The organism is Clavibacter sp. VKM Ac-2873, assembly GCF_015351075.1.
Lineage (GTDB): Bacteria > Actinomycetota > Actinomycetes > Actinomycetales > Microbacteriaceae > Clavibacter.
On sequence record NZ_JADKRS010000001.1, the window covers coordinates 983996 to 1001114 of the forward strand.

The following is a 17119-nucleotide window of genomic DNA, read 5'->3' on the forward strand; positions in this document are numbered from 1 at the left end:
CCGGGCAGCGGCCGCGGGGCTAGCTCGGCGCGCCGGGGCGCGGATCCACGGCGACGCCGCCGTCCTCGTCCCACGTGAGGGCGTCCGCCTGATCCTCCTCGGTCGGCGCCTCCGCGAGGCGGGCGCGCTCCTCGAGCTCCTGGTGCGTCCACCGGCGCAGCTGCAGGACGCAGAGCACGACGACGGCGACGCACGGGATCGCGAGGTACCAGTACCCGGTCGCGAGGGCGGCGAAGACCCCGACGCCGCACAGCTTCGCGAGCCCGGGCAGGACCTGGCGGCCGGTCTCGTGCTCCATGGGGCTCCTCGTGCGTCGGGCGGCGGCGCGGGGATCCACCGCGCCGCCAGCCTCCGGGCCGCCCGCGCGGTCTCCCCAGGGGCGTAAACTCGGCACGGCCATCACGAGTGGCCCCTCGACTCCGCCGCACCCGGCGCCCGCGCCCGACCGGCGCCCGCGCCGCACCCGGCGCCCGCCCCATCCGCGCGCCCCTGCCGCTCACGCCGCACCAGCCGAAAGCCGTCTCCTCCCATGTCCACGACCCCCGCGGCCCGCACCGCCGCCCCGTCCACCGCCACCCCGCCCGCCGGCAACTCGCGCTCGCGCGTGATCATCGCGAGCCTCATCGGCACGTCGATCGAGTTCTACGACTTCTACGTCTACGCGACCGCGGCCGTCCTCGTCTTCCCCGCGCTCTTCTTCGCCAACGACGACCCGACCGTCGCGCAGCTCGCGTCCTTCGCCGTGTTCGGCGTCGCGTTCATCGCCCGGCCCATCGGATCCATCCTCTTCGGCCACTTCGGCGACCGCGTCGGACGCAAGGGCACGCTCGTCGCGTCGCTGCTCACGATGGGCATCGCGACCGTGCTGATCGGCTGCCTCCCCACCGCGCTCACCCCGGGCTGGGAGGTAGCGGCCCCCGCGCTCCTCGTGATCATGCGCTTCGGCCAGGGCCTCGGCCTCGGCGGCGAGTGGAGCGGCGCCGCCCTCCTCGCGACCGAGAACGCGCCCGCCGGCAAGCGCGCCATCTACGGCACGTTCCCGCAGCTCGGCGCGCCCATCGGCTTCATCGTCGCCAACGGCGTCTTCCTCGCGCTGAGCCTCGGCCTCACCCCCGCGCAGTTCCAGGCGTGGGGCTGGCGCGTGCCGTTCCTCGCGAGCGCCGTGCTCGTGATCGTCGGCCTGTACGTGCGCCTGAAGCTCATCGAGACGCCCGCGTTCCAGAAGGTCGTCGACTCCGGCGAGGTCGCGAAGCTGCCCGTGGCGCGCGTGTTCGTCACGAGCTGGCGCCCGCTGATCCTCGGCACGTTCATCATGCTGGCGACCTACACGCTCTTCTACCTGATGACGACGTTCACGCTCACCTACGGCACCACGGCGCGCGACGCCGCCACCGCCGAGGCCGCCGCGACCGCCGCCGGCAAGCCCTTCAACCCGGACACGTTCGCCGCGGGCCTCGGCTACGCGCGGAACGACTTCCTGCTCATGCTCATCGTGGGCGTCGTGTTCTTCGGCGTCTTCACGCTCGTCTCGGGCCCGCTCGCCGAGAAGCACGGCCGCCGGAGGATGCTCATCGCGACCACCGTCGGGATCCTCGTCTTCGGCCTGCTCTTCGTACCGCTGTTCTCGGGCGGCTTCGTCGGCACGATGGCGCTGCTCATCATCGGCTTCACGCTGATGGGCCTCACCTTCGGGCCCATGGGCGCGGTGCTGCCGGAGCTGTTCCCGACGAACGTGCGCTACACGGGATCCGCGATCAGCTACAACGTCGCGAGCATCCTCGGCGCCGCGGTCGCGCCGTTCATCGCGGTGGCGCTCTGGCGGCTGCTCGACGGGAACGTCCTGCTGGTGGGCGTGTACCTGAGCGCCATGGCCGCGATCACGCTCGTGGCGCTGATCGTCAGCCGCGAGACGCGCGACGCGGACTACGCGGGGAACGTCAGTTGACCCGCGTCATGTGAACGGCCGGCCCCGAGGGGCGGGGAGCGCCGGTACCGTCGGCGCGCCACATCCGTGGCGTCTCCCCGTCCCTGAAGTCGGAAGCCACCGCCATGACCGCTGCCCCTGCCACCGCCCCTCCCCTCGTCGCCCCGGCCAACCCGCGCTCGCGCGTCCTGGTCGCGAGCCTCATCGGCACGTCGATCGAGTTCTTCGACTTCTACGTCTACGCGACCGCCGCCGTGCTGGTGTTCCCGGCGCTCTTCTTCGCGAACGCCGACCCCGCGGTCGCGCAGCTGCAGTCGCTCGCGGTGTTCGGCGTCGCGTTCTTCGCCCGGCCCATCGGATCCGTGCTCTTCGGGCACTTCGGCGACCGGTTCGGCCGCACGCGCACGCTCGTGGCGTCGCTGCTCACCATGGGCATCGCCACGGTGCTCATCGGCTCCCTGCCGAGCGGCACCACGCCGGGCTGGGAGATCGCGGCCCCCGCCGCCCTCGCCCTGCTCCGCTTCATCCAGGGCCTCGGCCTCGGCGGCGAGTGGGGCGGCGCCGCGCTGCTCGCGACCGAGAACGCGCCCGCCGGCAAGCGGGCGATCTACGGCACCTTCCCGCAGCTCGGCGCGCCCATCGGCTTCTTCCTCTCGACCGGCCTGTTCCTGCTGCTCTCGTTCAGCCTCTCCCCCGCCGACCTGCAGGCCTGGGGCTGGCGCGTGCCGTTCCTCGCCAGCGCCGTCCTCGTGCTCGTGGGCCTCTACGTGCGCGTGAAGCTCGTCGAGGCGCCGGAGTTCCAGGCGGTCCTCGACCGCGGCGAGACCTCCCGGCTGCCGCTCGGCCGCACCATCCGCACCGGCTGGCGCGGGCTGGTCCTCGGGGCGCTCGCCCTCCTCGCGATCTTCACGCTCTTCTACCTGATGACCACGTTCGCGGTCACCTACGGCACGTCGCCGCGCACCGCGGAGGCCGCGCAGGCCGCCGCCACCGCCGCGGGGAAGCCGTTCGACGCGTCCTCGTTCCACGCCGGCCTCGGGTACTCCCGCACCGACTTCCTGCTCATGCTCCTCGTCGGCGTCGTGTTCTTCGCGATCACCATCGTGGTCTCGGGCGCGCTCGCGCAACGCCGCGGCGCCCGTCCGATCGTCGCCGTGAGCGCCGCCGGCATGGTCGTCTTCGGACTGGTGATGGACCCCCTGCTGTCGGCGGGCGTGCCCGGCACGCTCCTGTTCGTGATCCTCGGCTTCGCGCTCATCGGCATCGGGTACGGCGCCGTCGGATCCCTGCTGCCCGGCCTGTTCGCCGCCGACGTCCGCTACACGGGCGCGTCCCTCGCGTTCAGCCTCGCGGGGATCATCGGCGGGGCCGTCGCGCCGTTCATCGCCACGTGGCTGTGGGACATCGGCGGCGGTGGCGTGATGCTCGTCGGCGTCTACCTCAGCATCGCGTCCGCGATCTCCCTCGTGGCTCTCCTGGTGCTGCGCGAGCACGGCACCGCTGACCAGACGGCCGACGCCGCGCGCTGATGCGACCGGAGGGCCGGGCCTATCCGTCGGCCCGGCCCTCCGCCGGTCACCACGCGCGGCGGATGCCCTCCGCCCGCGCCCGCATCGCGGCCGACCTCCCGTGCACCATCAGGCCGACGGCGACACCGGCGGACGCCACGAGGATCACGGGCGGCAGCGCGAGCACCAGCAGCAGGAGGAGCGGCAACCACCCGTCACCCGGCAGGAGCGCCGCGAGACCCGTCTGGGGCAGCCAGGACGCCGCTGTCGCCAGCGCGAGGACCAGGAGCGACACGCGGGTCACCGGCTCGAGCAGCCGCCCGCGGGCCACGGCCACGGCGAGCACGACGAGCGCGATCGCGTGGACCGCGGCCGCCACTCCGGACAGGATCACGACCGCCGGCGGCAGCACCGGCTCCCTCGGGTCCGCGAGCGTCAGCCCGATGAGCGCGCTCGTCAGCGCCAGCGCGATCTGCGCGCCCGCGACCACCAGCGCCGCCACCCCCGCCGCGCGGGACGCGCGCATCAACCCCGGCTCACCGCGCACGCCGCGCACGAGCACCACGGCGGCACCCACCGAGAGGATCAGCACGAGGACCGTGACGACGGGCCCCTGCAGCACGATCGTCGACGCGATGTCCGGCGTGGGCTGGATCCGAAAGCCGCCCAGCAGCCCGGGCTGCAGCAGCAGCGCCCCCGCGGAGGCGAGCCCCGCGACCAGCGTCGTCCTCGGTGATCCGCTCATGGCCGTCGCGCGCATCGCATCCCCCATCGCCGTCGATGCCCCGAACCTAGCGGGCCGACCGGGCGATCGGGACCCCGCGCCCCCGTCCCGGCCGGGGGCTGGCCCGGCGCCCGCCGCGCCGCTATCGTCGCTGGCATGCAGCCGCCAGCATCGCCCCGGGTCCTCGCGGTCGCGCGCGACGACGCCCACCGCTTCTCCAAGCCCGTCCGCACGTCGATCACGCTCCTCGCCGGCCTCGGCGTCGAGGGCGACGCGCACCTCGGCACCACCGTCCAGCACCTGTCGCGCAAGCGCCGCGACCCGGACGCGCCGAACCTCCGCCAGGTGCACCTCGTCCACGCCGAGCTGCACGACGAGCTCGCGGAGAAGGGCTTCGCCGTGGGCCCCGGCGACCTCGGCGAGAACGTCACGACCGCGGGCGTCCCGCTCCTCGACCTGCCCGCGGGCACGCGCCTCCACCTCGGCGCGGACGCCGTGGTCGAGCTGACCGGGCTGCGGAACCCCTGCATCCAGATCGACGGGCTCGGCGCGGGCGCCATGAAGGCGGTGCTCGACCGCGACGCCGACGGCAACGTCGTGCGGAAGTCCGGCGTGATGGGCGTCGTGATCACCGGCGGGGAGGTCCGCCCCGACGACGCCGTCCGCGTGGAGCTGCCCGCGGGCGAGCAGCACGCGCTGCAGCCGGTCTGATGGTCGCCGACATGAGGATCCTCGCGGCGTCCCTCGCGGGCATCGGCGCGCTCGTCCTCGCGGTCGCGCTGGGCGCCGTGATGGGCGGCATCGCGGGCGAGGAGCCGGCCGGCATCGAGGTCGCGTGGTCCTTCGCCGCGCTGGGCGCCGTGATCCTGCTGGTGGCGCTCGGCGTCGAGGTCGCGCGCCGCCGGGGCCTCCGCCGCTAGGAGCCCGGCCTCAGCCCCGGCAGCCGCAGCTCTCGCGCACCACGAGCTTCGTGCCGAGCCGCAGCGTCACCGGGTCGGCGGGCTGCTGGCTCGTCGTCGTGTCGATGAGGATGCGGGCCGCCGCGCGGCCCATCGCCTCCATGGGCTGCCGCACTGTCGTGAGGCGCGGCGTCGCGAGGAGGCCCGCGAGGATCCCGTCGAAGCCCGTCACGACGACGTCCCCCGGCACGTCGACCCCCTCGGCGCGCAGCAGGTCGACGAGGGCCAGCGCCAGCTGGTCGCTCGCGCACACGAGCGCCCGCGGCAGCCGCCCGGCGCGGAGGGCCGCGACGACCCCGCCGAAGCCGGATCCCTCGCCCAGCACCGTGTCGTCGAGCACCTCGCCGGACGCCGCCACCCCCAGCTCCGCGAGCGCCTCGCGGTAGCCCTGGAAGCGCTCCCGGTAGTCGCCGACGCTGGTCGCGCCCACGAAGCCCAGGTCGGTGATCCCGTGCTCGAGCACGAGGTGCCGCACCAGCTCGCGCGTCCCCCCGACGTTGTCGGAGGTGACGCGGTGGTGCCCGTCGTCGGCGGGCGGGTAGCTGAACAGCACGATCGGCATGGCGAGCGAGACGCGCTTCAGCGACGCGGCAGCCGACGGTCCCGGGAAGATCGCGAGGCCGTCGACCCGACCGGCCGACTCGGCGACCGCGGTGGTCGTGTCGCTGCCACGGCTGAGCATCACCGGGCGGTCGTGGGCGCGGCACTCGAGCTCGAAGCCGCGGCGCACCTCGTCGACGTAGAGCGGGAACGCGCGCGGGTCCGCCGCGATCTCGCCCGCGTCGTCCCAGGGGATGAAGGTGCGGCCGGGCGCGTAGGGCGCCGTGACGTGCGCGGGCTGGGCGGACGCGGCGGGATCCGCGGGCTCGCGCTGGAGCGGCCGGTCGATGAGGAGGTCGAACGAGTGCAGCCCGAGCGCGCCCGTGCGTCCGCGGGCGAGGCCGCGGGCGGACGCGCTCGGCATGTAGCCGAGCTCCCGCGCGGTCTCGAGCACCCGCTCGCGCGTGGCGACGCTGATCTGGTCGGGGCGGCTGAACGCGAACGACACCGTCGCGATGGAGACCTTCGCGCGTTCGGCGACGTCGTAGACCGTGGGGCGCCGGGGGCTCATGCGACCGTCCTCTCTCCTGGAAGCGTAGCGAGGCGGGCGCGGACGACCGCGACCCGGCGCCGCGCGGACGGATGCGGACGCGGGCGGTGTCAGCGGATCCGGAGCCCGTGGTGCAGCGGGTACACCGGGTCCTCCGTGTCCGACGGCACGTCCGTCCGCGACGCGCGCACGGCGTCCATCGAGCGCGGGATCTCCACGGGCAGCCGTCCCTCGGGAGCGATGCGCCCCGTGAGCGCGGCGAGCACGGCGGCGTCGGAGCTGCCGTAGTCGACGGCGAGCGCGGCGGCGAACGGCACGAGCGGCGTCATGATCGCGGGCCGGTCGAGGTTCACGACCACGACGAGCGGGCAGCGGTCGGCGATCCGCCGCAGCCGGTGCACGAGACCGGGCGGGAACTCGAGCGACCCCTGGTGGAACCACGCCTCGAGGAACAGGTCGGAGCGCGGCTCGAAGGGGGCGCCGAGCCGCACGATCGCGAGGTCGGCGTCGTCGGGCCCGTCGGCCGGATCCGCCCAGCCGTCGAGCGCCTCGGGGCGCATGCCCTCGACGTGCACGCGGAGCCGGGGGCCGTCGACGGGCAGCGGCAGCGTGGGCCGGCCGTCGCGCTCCCGGTTCTCGAGCACGGTGACGGACGCGGCCTGCGCCCGGAAGCCGAGCGCGCGGAGGTCCGCCCGGCCGACGACCCGCTCGGCCTCGGCCTCGTCGACGTACGGGTCGTCGAAGAGGCCGAGCCGGAACTTCACGAGCAGGAGGCGCCGCACCGACTCGTCGATGCGCGCCTCGCTGACGCGCCCCGAGGCCACCAGGTCGAGGAGCACGTCCACGCACTCCTCGCCGCCGAACTGGTCGCAGCCGGCGGCGATGATCCGCTCCATCCGCTCGTCGGGCGTCAGCTCCTCCACGCCCCACGCACGCGCCGGCAGCACCTGGTCTCCCACGTGGTTGTCGTTCACGAGCTCCCAGTCGGTGACCACGACGCCGTCGTAGCCGAGCTCCTCGCGCAGGAGCCCCGTGATCACCTGCCGGTTGAAGCCGAAGCCCACCGGCTCGATCTCCTCGCCGTCGCGCACGAGGCCATCGGGCATCCCGTAGTACGGCATCATCGCGGCGGTCCCCCGCGCGATCGCCTCACGGAACGGCCGCAGGTGGTACTCGAACATGCCGCCCGGGTACACCTGCTCGCGGCCGTACGGGAAGTGCGCGTCCTCGCCGTCCTTCTGCGGGCCGCCGCCCGGGAAGTGCTTGGTGGTGCAGGCGACGCTCGTGGATCCGAGCGCGTCGCCCTGGAACCCCTCGAGGTACGCGGCCGTGAACTCGGCGACGCGCTCGGCGTCGTGCCCGAGCGTCTGCGCCTGGCGGCCCCAGCGCGGCTCCGTGGCGAGGTCGATCTGCGGGTGCAGCGCCGCGCGGATCCCGACGGCCACGTACTCCTGCCGCGCGGCGTCGGCGAACGCGCGGATCGCGTCCACGTCGTCGAGCGCCGCGAGCCCGAGCGCCTCCGGCCACTGCGAGAACGGGCCGGCGGAGAACGCGACGCCCGCGTTCTCGACGAAGGCGTGGCGCGGATCCGTGCTCACGGTCACCGGGATGCCGTGCGGCGTCGACTCCGCCAGCTCCTGCAGCCGGTTGCTCCAGCGCGCCGCCTGCCGCGCCGAGCGGATCTCGTGCACGTTGAAGTGGTTCATGGCCTTGCCGACGACGACCTCGGTGGTGCCGGACTTCGAGATCGCGCCCGGCTCCTCCTTCAGCTCGCCGTCGGCGCCGACCTCGATCACGGTCTGGAACATGAGGCCCGCCTTCTCCTCGATGCTGAGGCGCCCGACGAGGTCGTCCGTGCGCTCCTCGGGGGTCCGGCGCGGATCCTCGTAGGGCGACATCACCCCGTCCCCGTCGAGGTCGCGGAACCGGGTGCCGTCCGGGGCGGTGAGGAGCGTGCGCGGGGCGTGGGGCATGGGGGTCTCCAGGGGTCGGAGGCGGGAAGGGGTCACTTGAGGCCGGCGGTCGCGACGCCCTGGATGAAGTAGCGCTGCAGGAACACGAACAGGGCGAGGATCGGCGCGATCACCAGCACGGATCCCGCGAGCAGCAGGCCGTAGTCGGTCGCGTTCTGCCCGGTCGAGTACAGCGACAGGGCGATCGGCAGCGTGTACATGCCCTCGGTCTGCGCCGCGACGAGCGGCCAGAGGAAGTTGTTCCACGACGCGAGGAACGTGAGGATGCCGAGGGTCGCGAGCGGCGGCCCGCACAGCGGCATCACGATGCGGGAGAAGATGCGGAACTCCCCCGCGCCGTCGAGGCGCGCGGCCTCGATGAGCGCCTCGGGGATCCCCAGCATGAACTGCCGCATGAGGAACACCCCGATGGGCGCCGTGATGAACGGGAGGATGAGCGCCGCGTACGTGTTCACGAGGCCGAGCCCCGAGACCATGACGAACAGCGGCACGAACGTGACGACGCCCGGCACCATGAGCGTCACCATCACGGTGAGGAACAGGACGCGCTTGCCCGGGAACTCCATCTTCGCGAGCGCGTAGCCCACCATCGAGCAGAACACGAGGTTGCCGAGCACGGTGATGAGCGCGACCACGAGGCTGTTGGAGAAGAACGTGCCGAAGTCGAGCGGCCCGAACCACTGCGCGAAGTTGTCCGCGACGGGATCCTGGGGCCACCAGGTCGGCGGCCGCTGCAGGATCTCGCCCTGCGTCTTCACGGACCCGAGCGCCATCCAGACGAACGGCACGAGCCAGACGCAGAGCACGGCGGCGAGGACGAGGTACACGATCGCGCGGGTGCGGCGGCCGCGGTCGGTGCGGCGCCGGCGGCGCGGCGGGGCGCCGGTCGCGGCGACAGCGCCGACCGTGGGGGCGGGGGCGGATGCGGTGGTGGTCATGCGCGTGCCTTTCAGTCCTTCGACCGCAGCAGCCGGAACTGCAGCAGGCTGAGCAGGGCGATGGCGAGGAAGAGGACGTAGCTCGCCGCGGAGGCGAGGCCGTACTCGCCGAAGCCGAACTGCCGGTACGTGTAGTACGCGACGGACAGCGTGGAGTCGAGGGGGCCGCCGCGCGTCATCACGAACGCCTCCTCGAAGAACTGCAGGAAGCCGACCGAGATGAGCACGGATCCGAGCAGCAGCGTCGGGCGCAGAAGCGGCAGCGTGACCGAGACCAGCCGGCGCCAGGGGCTCGCGCCGTCCATCACCGCGGCCTCCTGCACCTCCTCGGGCACGGCCTGCAGGCCCGCCAGGAAGATGATCATGAGCGTGCCGACGTTCCGCCACACCGCCATCGCGACGAGCGAGGGCAGGGCCCACGTGGTGTCGCTCAGCCAGTTGGGGCCGGTGATCCCGACCACCGCGAGCGCGGAGTTGAGCAGGCCGTCCGGCAGCAGGATGTAGCGCCACACGACCGACACCGCGACGATGCTCGTCACGACGGGCGCGTAGAAGCCGACCCGGAAGAACGACACGATCCGGCCGCGGCCCGAGTTGAGCGCGAGGGCCAGCGCGAGAGCGATGACCATCGTGACCGGGATCCCGACGACCACGAAGAAGGCCGTGACGCCGATGGAGCGGAGGAACGTGGCGTCGGTGAAGAGCTTCGCGTACTGGTCGAGGCCGGTGAAGTCCACGGCGAACGGCGAGCGGATGTCGGTCGCGCGGAAGTCCGTGAACGACATGGCGAACGAGCTCACCAGCGGCACGAGCATGAACACCGCGAAGACGGCGACGAACGGGAGGCAGAAGCCCCAGGCGATGAGCGCCTGGCGGCGGCGCTGCCGGGCGACGAGCGGGGACCGGGCGCGGCCGGGACGGGTCCCGGCCGCGCGGGGAGCGGTGATGGCCAACGGCTACTCCGCCGAGCCGATGGCGTCGGCGTCCGACTGCAGCTTCGCGAGCGCGTCGGGCACGGTCGCGGTGCCGCGGCGGATCTGCTCGAGCGCCGAGTCCGCCGCCGAGCCGACCTTCACCCAGTTGGTGCTGACGGGCACGGACTTCGCGGTCTTCAGCTGCTCGCCGAAGGCAGCGAGGGTGGGGTCGGACTGCAGGGCCGGGTCCTGCCACGCCGACTGCTGCGCGGGCAGGTCGCCCGTCGCGGCGTACCAGGCCGCCTGCGTCTCCGGTTGGCCGAGCCAGCGCGCGAGCTTCCATGCGGCGTCCTGGTTCTTGGCCTGGTCGAAGACGACGAGGTTCGCGCCGCCGCTGAACGACGCCGAGGTCTCCTTGGCCGGGAGCACCGCGGTGGTGAACTTCGAGGCGAAGTCCGCTCCGCCGACGGCCTTCAGCTGGCCGATCTCGAAGGGGCCCTCGATGAGCATGGGCGTGGATCCGTCGACGAACGACGCCTCCTGCGCGCCGGACGAGACGTCGACGTCGGGGTCGGCGATGCCGTCGGCGAAGAAGCTGCCGTAGTACTCGTAGGCCTCCTGCATCGCGGGGGTGTCGAGGGTCCACTTCGCGCCGTCGGCGATCTCGGCGCCGTTCGACCACGGCATCCAGAGCGTCCCCTGGAAGGCGTCGTTGCCGGCGGGGAGGCGGATGCCGTGCGCGGCGCCGGCCTTCGTCTTCATGTCGGACGCCATCTGCTTGAGCTCGTCCCAGGTGGTGGGGGCCGTCGTCCAGCCGGCCTTCGCCGCGAGGTCGGTGCGGTAGTAGAGCACGCGGGTGTCGACGTACCAGGGGATGCCGGCCGCGCGGTCCTTCACGGTGTTCGTGGCGAGGGAGCCGGGGAAGGCGCCGCTCGCGTCGACGTCCGTCGGGACGGTGGTGAGGGCGTCGGCGAAGTCGGCCATCCACGTGGTGCCCATCATCGCGATGTCCGGGGTGGTGCCGCCCGCGATCGCGGTCTGGATCTTGTTGTGCGCCGCGTCCCAGGGGATCGCCGTGACGTCGACCTCGACGTCCGGGTTGGCGTCCTCGAAGGTCTTGAGGAACGCGGGCAGGGCCTCGCCCTCCGCGCCCATCGCCCACATGGTGACCTTGCCGGTCGCGGGAGCGGAGCCGAGGGTGGTCGCGGCCGCGGCGCCGGATCCCTCGTCGGCGGACCGGCCGCAGCCGGTCAGCGCGACGGTGGCCGCCAGCACGGTCGCGACCGCGCCGAGACGCATGGATGTCTTCACGTGTTCCTCCTTGAACGAAGCGCCCGCGTCGCGAGCCGATGAGTTACTTATGCGCATAAGAAGCGCAGCGGGACGAGCATCTCATGGACCCCGTGCAGGGGGCAAGCGCGGGATCGCACCTCCCGTCGGCCCCGCGTGCGGGGCGCTGTCGCGTCGCTGTCGCGCTCGTGTCGGGGACCTGTCGGGTCCCCGTCGTGGCGAGGGTCTCGTCCGGCGGCCAAGCTGAGCCCATGAACGAGACACGGGTGGCGGACCTCCGCCGCGAGCGGGGTTGGACGCAGGACAGGCTGGCCGAGGCCAGCGGGATCACGGTGCGCACGGTGCAGCGGCTGGAGGCGGGGAACGACGCGAGCCTCGAGACGCTGTCGCTCGTCGCGAAGGCGCTGGAGGTGCCCGTGCGGGACCTCTTCGGCGCCGTCGGCGGGGACGACTTCGGCCGGACGGTGTCGGCGCTCGACGACCGCGCGGAGCGGCAGCAGGAGAAGCGCGACCGGGCGGTCGACGGCTACCGGTCCCTGTACTCCGGGGTCGGGATCGTCTGGACCCTGCTCGTGGTGGCCGGCATCGCCACGCACGTGCTGCCCGGCGTCGCGGCGCTCCTCATCGGGGCGTACTGGGCGGGCGGCGCGCTGCTGTCGCGGTTCCTGCTCCGGGTGGTGCTGGGCCCGCGCCTCGACCGGGCGTACCCGCTGTCGCGGGACCGGTCGCTCGACGAGGACGCGGTCAGGCGGGGTCGGCGGCGCCCGGTCTGACCTCGCCGGCTCCGGCCCCGCGGATCAGTCGTCCGCCGGCTGCGCGCCCTGGCGCTGCACGACGACCGCGGCCGCGTCGGCCGCGACGACCAGGGCGGCCTCGCGGTCGGCGCCCGCGGCGAGCGCGGAGGCCAGAGCGCCGCAGAACGCGTCGCCCGCGCCCGTGGTGTCGACGACGCGGGCGACCTTCGACGCGGGGACCTCGACGTCGCCCCACACCGCGCCCTCGGCGCCCAGCGTGACGAGCAGCGACGCGGGCGCGGGCGTGCCCGATTGGCGGAGGAGCCCGGCCTCGTGCTCGTTGACGACGACGGGATCCGCGAGCGCGAGCACCTCGGCGGGCAGCGCGGCGAAGGGCGCGAGGTTGAGCACGACGCGGGCGCCGGCGGCGTGCGCGCGACGGATGCCTGCGGCGACCGTGTCGAGGGGCAGCTCGAGCGAGGCGAGGAGCACGTCGCCCGCGGCGAGCGCGTCGAGCGGATCCAGGTGGGCGTCGGTCACGCGGGCGTTGGCGCCGGGCGCGACGATGATCGTGTTCTCGCCGTCGTCGTCCACCGCGATGATCGCGAGGCCCGTCGTGGCGCCATCCACCGTGGCGAGGCCGGACACGTCGATGCCGCGGTCGGCCAGGCGCGCGCGGTAGGCGGAGCCGTCGGCGTCGTCGCCGACCGCCCCGACCATCGCGACCTCGCCGCCGGCGTCGGCCGCGGCGACCGCCTGGTTCGCGCCCTTGCCGCCCCAGAGCCGCTCGGGGTCGGATCCCATCAGGGTCTCCCCCGGCTGCGGATGCCGCGGGACGCGCACCACCTGGTCGACGTTGAGCGATCCGAGCACCACGACGCGGCCCATGGGCACCTGCCTCCCCCGGCGCGCGGCCGGCCGCGCCCGGGTGGCGCTCCCCGCCAGGGTACCGAGCGGATCCGGCGCGACCGCACCGCCCGGGCGCCCGCCCGCCTGCCGCTACCGTGGGGAGGAGACGACCGATCGGAGGCCGCCCGTGCCCGACCCCGACCCGACCGCCGCGCGCGCGACCCGCGACCTCCGCTCCTGATCTCCCGCTCGTTCACGCTCATCTGGCTCGCGCAGGCGCTCTCCGCCTTCGGCGAGTACGTGCTCGCGGCGACCGTCACCGTGTGGCTCGCCACGGGCCTCGCGCCCGGCGACCCGTCCCTGCCGCTCTACATCGGGGCGGTCATCGGCGCGACGAGCCTGCCGCGGCTCCTGCTCGCGCCGCTCGCGGGCGTGCTGGTCGACCGCTGGCCCGCCCGCCGCGTGATGGTCGCGGCCGACCTCGTGCGGGCGGCGCTGCTCCTGCCGCTCCTGGTGATCGCCGTGACCGGGCCCGCGGCCGTCGTGATCGGCGCCGTCATAGCGACGCAGTTCCTCATCGGCTGCGCGTCCCAGCTCTTCGACCCGGCCCGGGCCGCGCTCGTGCAGGTGGTCGTCCCCGCCGATCGCCGCGCGGCCGCCGCGGGACGCACGCTCCTCGCGAGCACGGGCGTCGGGATCCTCTCGGCCATGGCCGGCCCGGCCGTCTACGCCGCGCTCGGGCCGCGGCCCGCGCTCGTGATGGACGCCGTGTCGTTCCTCGTGTCGGCGGCGCTCGTGCTCGCGGTGCGCGAGCGCGGGGCCACGGGGGCGGGCGCCGGCTCGACGGACGCCGGCTCGATGGACGCCAGCGCCCCCGGCACGGTCGCCACCGCGGGCGCCCGGTTCCGCGCGGAGCTCGCCGCCGGGATCCGCATCGTGCGCGCCTCGCCGCGCCTGCGGGTCCTCGTGGCCGGCCTCGCCGCGTACGGCGTGACCCTGGGCGTCAACAACGCGACCCTGGCCCTCGTCGCCCTCACCACGATGGGGCTGACGGCCGGGGAGTACGGCGTGGTCACGGCGATGTTCGCGGTCGGCGGCCTGGTCGGATCCCTCACGGCGCCTGCGCTCGTCGCCCGCGTCCGCCCCGAGCGCGCGCTCCCGGCGGCGCTCGTCGCCCTCGGCGTCACCTACGCCGCCTACTCGACCGTGCGCCTGCTCCTGCCCGCGGCGATCCTCATGGGCGTCGCGGGCCTCGTCTTCGCCGTGTACCTCGTCTCGCAGGGCCCGATCCTCCAGGCGGAGACGCCCGTCGGCACGATGGGCCGGGTCTCGTCGCTCACGTCGACGGTGCTCGCGGGCACGTCGTTGCTGGCGACCGTCGTGACGGCCCAGGCCCTCGCCCTGGTTCCGGCGTCCGCGCAGCCCGCCGCCTACCCGGTCGCGATGGGGACCGCCGCCGTGATCATGGGCGCCGCCGGCCTCGCGCTCGTCGCGGGCGGCCTCAGTCGAGGAAGAGGACCCGCAGCCGCCGCGTCGTGAAGACCAGGCCGATCGCCGTCATCACGGCGAAGTAGAGCACATGGCCGACGACCGCGAACGAGAGCGCGCCCGTCGTGAAGCCGCGCACCAGCTCCACGGCGTGCCAGAGCGGCAGCGCCTGGATGACCGTCTGGATCCACGGCGGGTACACCGACAGCGGGTAGAAGGTCGCCGAGAACAGGAACATGGGCAGCAGGATGAAGTTGATCCAGTCCATCTGCTGGAACGTCTTCATGTAGCTCGTCACCGCCATGCCGAAGCTCGCGAACGCCAGCGCGACCAGCACCACCGACGGCAGCGCGAGGATCGCCCACCACGACAGGTTGAGGCCGAGCACCTGCATCACCACGAGGAAGCCCGACGAGTAGACGACGCCGCGGAGGAGCGCGAGGCCGATCTCGCCGAAGGCCACGTCGAGCGGACCGAGCGAGGTCGCGAGCATGCCCTGGTACAGCTTCGAGTGGTTCATCTTGAAGAAGACGTTCCAGGTGGAGTCGTAGACGGCGCCGTTCATGGCGGAGACCGCGAGGAGCGCGGGTGCGATGTACGCGGCGTACGGCACGGGCTGGCCGGTGCTCGTCGTCACGTCGCCCACGAGCGAGCCGAGGCCGATCCCCATCGCGAGCAGGTAGAAGACGGGCTCGAAGAAGCCGGAGAGGACGACGGTCCAGTTGGTGCTGCGCGTGGCCAGCAGACCGCGCGAGAGCACCGAGCGGGCGTTGCCGGCGTAGAGCGCGCTGGTGCCGCGGCGGCGGACGGGGGCGACGGGGGCGGGAGCGGTGGATCCGGTCACTTGCGCAGCCTCCTCGTCGCGACGCGGCGGGCCAGCGTCCAGCCGACCGCGAGCCAGAGCAGCAGGTACGCCACGTGCACGAGCGTCAGCCAGAGCGGCTCCTGCATCCCGTACGTGGCGACGCGGCCGAGCTCGGTGCCGTGCCAGAGCGGCGAGACCCAGCCGATCCACTGCAGCCAGACCGGGAACTGCGTGAGCGGGAAGAAGGTGCCGGAGAACAGCGAGAGCGGCGTGATGATGAAGCGCAGGACCATGGCGATCTGGCCGCTGTCCTGCTCGAGCGTCGACACGTAGGCCATGATCATCACCCCGATCGCCATGCCCGTCAGCAGGGCGGCGCCGATCGCGAGGACGCCCGTGCCGAGCGGCACGGCGCCGAACAGCAGCATGAAGGCGAAGTAGGCGATGCAGGTCGGCGCCATGCGGATCGCGACGCCGATGACCTGCCCGTCCACGATCTGCGCGGGGGTGAGCGGCGACGCGTTCATCGCCTGGAACACGGGGTTCCACTTGAACGCGCCGAGGATCGGGTAGGTGAACTCCTCGCTCGCGACCGTCATGGCGCTCGTCGCCAGCAGCGCCGGCGCGACGAAGACGAGGAAGCTGATCCCGAGCGCGGTGTTCGCGCCCGTGCCCCGGTCGACGACCGTGGCGAGGCCCACGCCGAGCGCGTACAGGTAGACGTAGGGGCTCGCGATGCCCGTGGCGATCACGGTGCCGGCGTAGGCGCGGATCCCGAGCAGGCGGTGCTCCGCCGCGTACCAGGCGCCGAAGCGGCGCGGGCGGACGCCGCCCCGGACGGCGCGGTCGCGGTCGTCGGCTCCGGTGCCCTCGGCCGCGGATCCCCCGGCGGCGGCGCGGTCGACGACGCTCACTCGACCAGGCTCCGTCCCGTGAGGCGGAGGAAGACGTCCTCGAGGCTCGAGCGGCGCACCAGCGTGGTGATCGGCTTCAGGCCCTGCTCGAGGATCCGGCTGAGCACGGCCTCGCCGTCGGACGCGTAGACGAGCACGCGGTCGGGCAGCACCTCCACGCGGTCGCCGTACCCGGCGATCTCGCGCGACGCGGACTCGTTGCGGTCGGATCCGAAGCGCACCTCGAGCACCTCGCGGCTCGAGTGGTCGCGGATGAGGGACGCCGGCGAGCCCTCCGCCATGATCCGGCCCTCGTCGACCACGATGATCCGGTCGCAGAGCTGCTCGGCCTCGTCCATGTAGTGCGTGGTGAGCACGAGCGTCGTGCCCTGCTCCTTGAGGCGGAACAGGCGGTCCCACAGGATGTGGCGGGCCTGCGGGTCGAGGCCCGTGGTCGGCTCGTCGAGCAGCAGGATCCGCGGGTCGCTGATGAGGGCCCGCGCGATGGTGAGGCGCCGCTTCATGCCGCCGGAGAGGTCGTCGACCTTGGCGCCCGCGCGGTCCGTCAGCTGCGCGAACTCGAGGAGCTCGTCGGCGCGCGCCGCGACCTGCTTCCGGGGCAGTCCGAAGTAGCGGCCGTAGACGATGAGGTTGTCGCGCGCCTTGAGCTCCAGGTCGAGGTTGTCGGCCTGCGGCACGACGCCCAGCTGCGAGCGGATCTCCGGCCCGTGCGTGTCGGGGTCGAGCCCGAGGATGTCGAGCGAGCCGCCCGTGCGGGAGGAGACCGCGCCGATCATGCGCATGGTCGTGGACTTGCCCGCGCCGTTGGGGCCCAGCAGCCCGAAGGACTCGCCGGGCGCGACCTCGAAGGAGAGGCCGTCGACGGCGACGTGGTCGCCGTACTTCTTCACGAGGCGGTCGGCGGTGATGACGGGGGTGGGCACGAGTCCACAGCCTAGAGATGGCCGGGGGTTTTCTCCACGAGCGGAATCACTCCCGGCGGTCGCGCGGTGGCCGGCGCGTAGAGTCG

At 73.6% G+C, this 17119-nt stretch carries 17 protein-coding genes; 6 read left to right on the plus strand and 11 right to left on the minus strand.

What is annotated here, in order from left to right; all coding sequences use genetic code 11:
- Positions 1–19: 19 nt before the first annotated feature.
- The gene (locus ITJ44_RS04570; protein WP_194633549.1) at positions 20–298 is read right to left on the minus strand and encodes a hypothetical protein; all 279 of its coding nucleotides are present in this window, start codon (positions 296–298) and stop codon (positions 20–22) included.
- Between the two features lie 231 nt (positions 299–529).
- Here ITJ44_RS04570 and ITJ44_RS04575 point away from each other — a divergent pair, with 231 nt between their 5' ends.
- The gene (locus ITJ44_RS04575) at positions 530–1945 is read left to right on the plus strand and encodes an MFS transporter (RefSeq protein ID WP_194633550.1); all 1416 of its coding nucleotides are present in this window, start codon (positions 530–532) and stop codon (positions 1943–1945) included.
- 104 nt (positions 1946–2049) lie between these two features.
- Complete coding sequence (locus ITJ44_RS04580; RefSeq protein ID WP_194633551.1) at positions 2050–3453, plus strand: MFS transporter; 1404 nt, start codon at positions 2050–2052, stop codon at positions 3451–3453.
- A gap of 46 nt (positions 3454–3499) precedes the next feature.
- Here the strand turns inward: ITJ44_RS04580 and ITJ44_RS04585 are convergent, their stop codons facing one another.
- On the minus strand, positions 3500–4177 hold the full coding sequence (locus tag ITJ44_RS04585; protein WP_228494485.1) for a hypothetical protein: 678 nt from the start codon (positions 4175–4177) through the stop codon (positions 3500–3502).
- 135 nt (positions 4178–4312) lie between these two features.
- On the opposite strand from ITJ44_RS04585, the gene ITJ44_RS04590 reads away from it, so the two are divergent.
- Entirely contained in the window at positions 4313–4867 is a 555-nt protein-coding gene (locus ITJ44_RS04590) for an MOSC domain-containing protein (RefSeq protein ID WP_194633553.1), read from the plus strand.
- A gap of 11 nt (positions 4868–4878) precedes the next feature.
- Positions 4879–5076, plus strand: coding sequence for a hypothetical protein (locus ITJ44_RS04595; RefSeq protein ID WP_228494486.1), 198 nt, complete (start codon positions 4879–4881; stop codon positions 5074–5076).
- 10 nt (positions 5077–5086) lie between these two features.
- Here ITJ44_RS04595 and ITJ44_RS04600 read toward each other — a convergent pair whose 3' ends face one another.
- From ITJ44_RS04600 to ITJ44_RS04620, 5 genes are all read right to left on the minus strand, one after another.
- Positions 5087–6226, minus strand: coding sequence for a LacI family DNA-binding transcriptional regulator (locus tag ITJ44_RS04600; RefSeq protein ID WP_194633555.1), 1140 nt, complete (start codon positions 6224–6226; stop codon positions 5087–5089).
- Between the two features lie 89 nt (positions 6227–6315).
- A complete protein-coding gene (locus tag ITJ44_RS04605; protein ID WP_194633556.1) occupies positions 6316–8178 on the minus strand; it encodes a glycoside hydrolase family 3 N-terminal domain-containing protein in 1863 nt (620 codons plus the stop codon).
- 32 nt (positions 8179–8210) lie between these two features.
- Positions 8211–9116, minus strand: a complete 906-nt coding sequence (locus ITJ44_RS04610) for a carbohydrate ABC transporter permease (RefSeq protein WP_194633557.1) — start codon at positions 9114–9116, stop codon at positions 8211–8213.
- 11 nt (positions 9117–9127) lie between these two features.
- Positions 9128–10069, minus strand: coding sequence for a carbohydrate ABC transporter permease (locus tag ITJ44_RS04615; protein ID WP_194633558.1), 942 nt, complete (start codon positions 10067–10069; stop codon positions 9128–9130).
- Between the two features lie 3 nt (positions 10070–10072).
- Positions 10073–11341, minus strand: a complete 1269-nt coding sequence (locus ITJ44_RS04620) for an extracellular solute-binding protein (RefSeq protein WP_194633559.1) — start codon at positions 11339–11341, stop codon at positions 10073–10075.
- A gap of 230 nt (positions 11342–11571) precedes the next feature.
- Between ITJ44_RS04620 and ITJ44_RS04625 the strand changes: the two genes are divergently transcribed.
- A complete protein-coding gene (locus ITJ44_RS04625) occupies positions 11572–12093 on the plus strand; it encodes a helix-turn-helix transcriptional regulator (RefSeq protein ID WP_194633560.1) in 522 nt (173 codons plus the stop codon).
- A 24-nt stretch (positions 12094–12117) separates the two neighbouring features.
- Here ITJ44_RS04625 and ITJ44_RS04630 read toward each other — a convergent pair whose 3' ends face one another.
- A complete protein-coding gene (locus ITJ44_RS04630) occupies positions 12118–12942 on the minus strand; it encodes a ribokinase (RefSeq protein WP_228494487.1) in 825 nt (274 codons plus the stop codon).
- Positions 12943–13143: 201 nt separating this feature from the next.
- On the opposite strand from ITJ44_RS04630, the gene ITJ44_RS04635 reads away from it, so the two are divergent.
- Complete coding sequence (locus tag ITJ44_RS04635) at positions 13144–14442, plus strand: MFS transporter (RefSeq protein WP_370551641.1); 1299 nt, start codon at positions 13144–13146, stop codon at positions 14440–14442.
- Here ITJ44_RS04635 and ITJ44_RS04640 read toward each other — a convergent pair.
- Genes ITJ44_RS04640 through ITJ44_RS04650 form a run of 3 tightly spaced genes read right to left on the minus strand, consistent with a single transcriptional unit; the run spans position 14405 to position 17033 of the window.
- Positions 14405–15235 carry an ABC transporter permease gene (locus ITJ44_RS04640; protein WP_194633562.1) on the minus strand — a complete coding sequence of 277 codons (831 nt, stop codon included), beginning with the start codon at positions 15233–15235 and terminating at the stop codon, positions 14405–14407. The genes ITJ44_RS04635 and ITJ44_RS04640 overlap by 38 nt on opposite strands.
- On the minus strand, positions 15232–16110 hold the full coding sequence (locus tag ITJ44_RS04645; protein WP_370551617.1) for an ABC transporter permease: 879 nt from the start codon (positions 16108–16110) through the stop codon (positions 15232–15234). The genes ITJ44_RS04640 and ITJ44_RS04645 overlap by 4 nt, the downstream gene beginning before the upstream one ends.
- Positions 16107–17033, minus strand: coding sequence for an ATP-binding cassette domain-containing protein (locus tag ITJ44_RS04650; RefSeq protein ID WP_194633563.1), 927 nt, complete (start codon positions 17031–17033; stop codon positions 16107–16109). The genes ITJ44_RS04645 and ITJ44_RS04650 overlap by 4 nt, the downstream gene beginning before the upstream one ends.
- Positions 17034–17119: the final 86 nt, after the last annotated feature.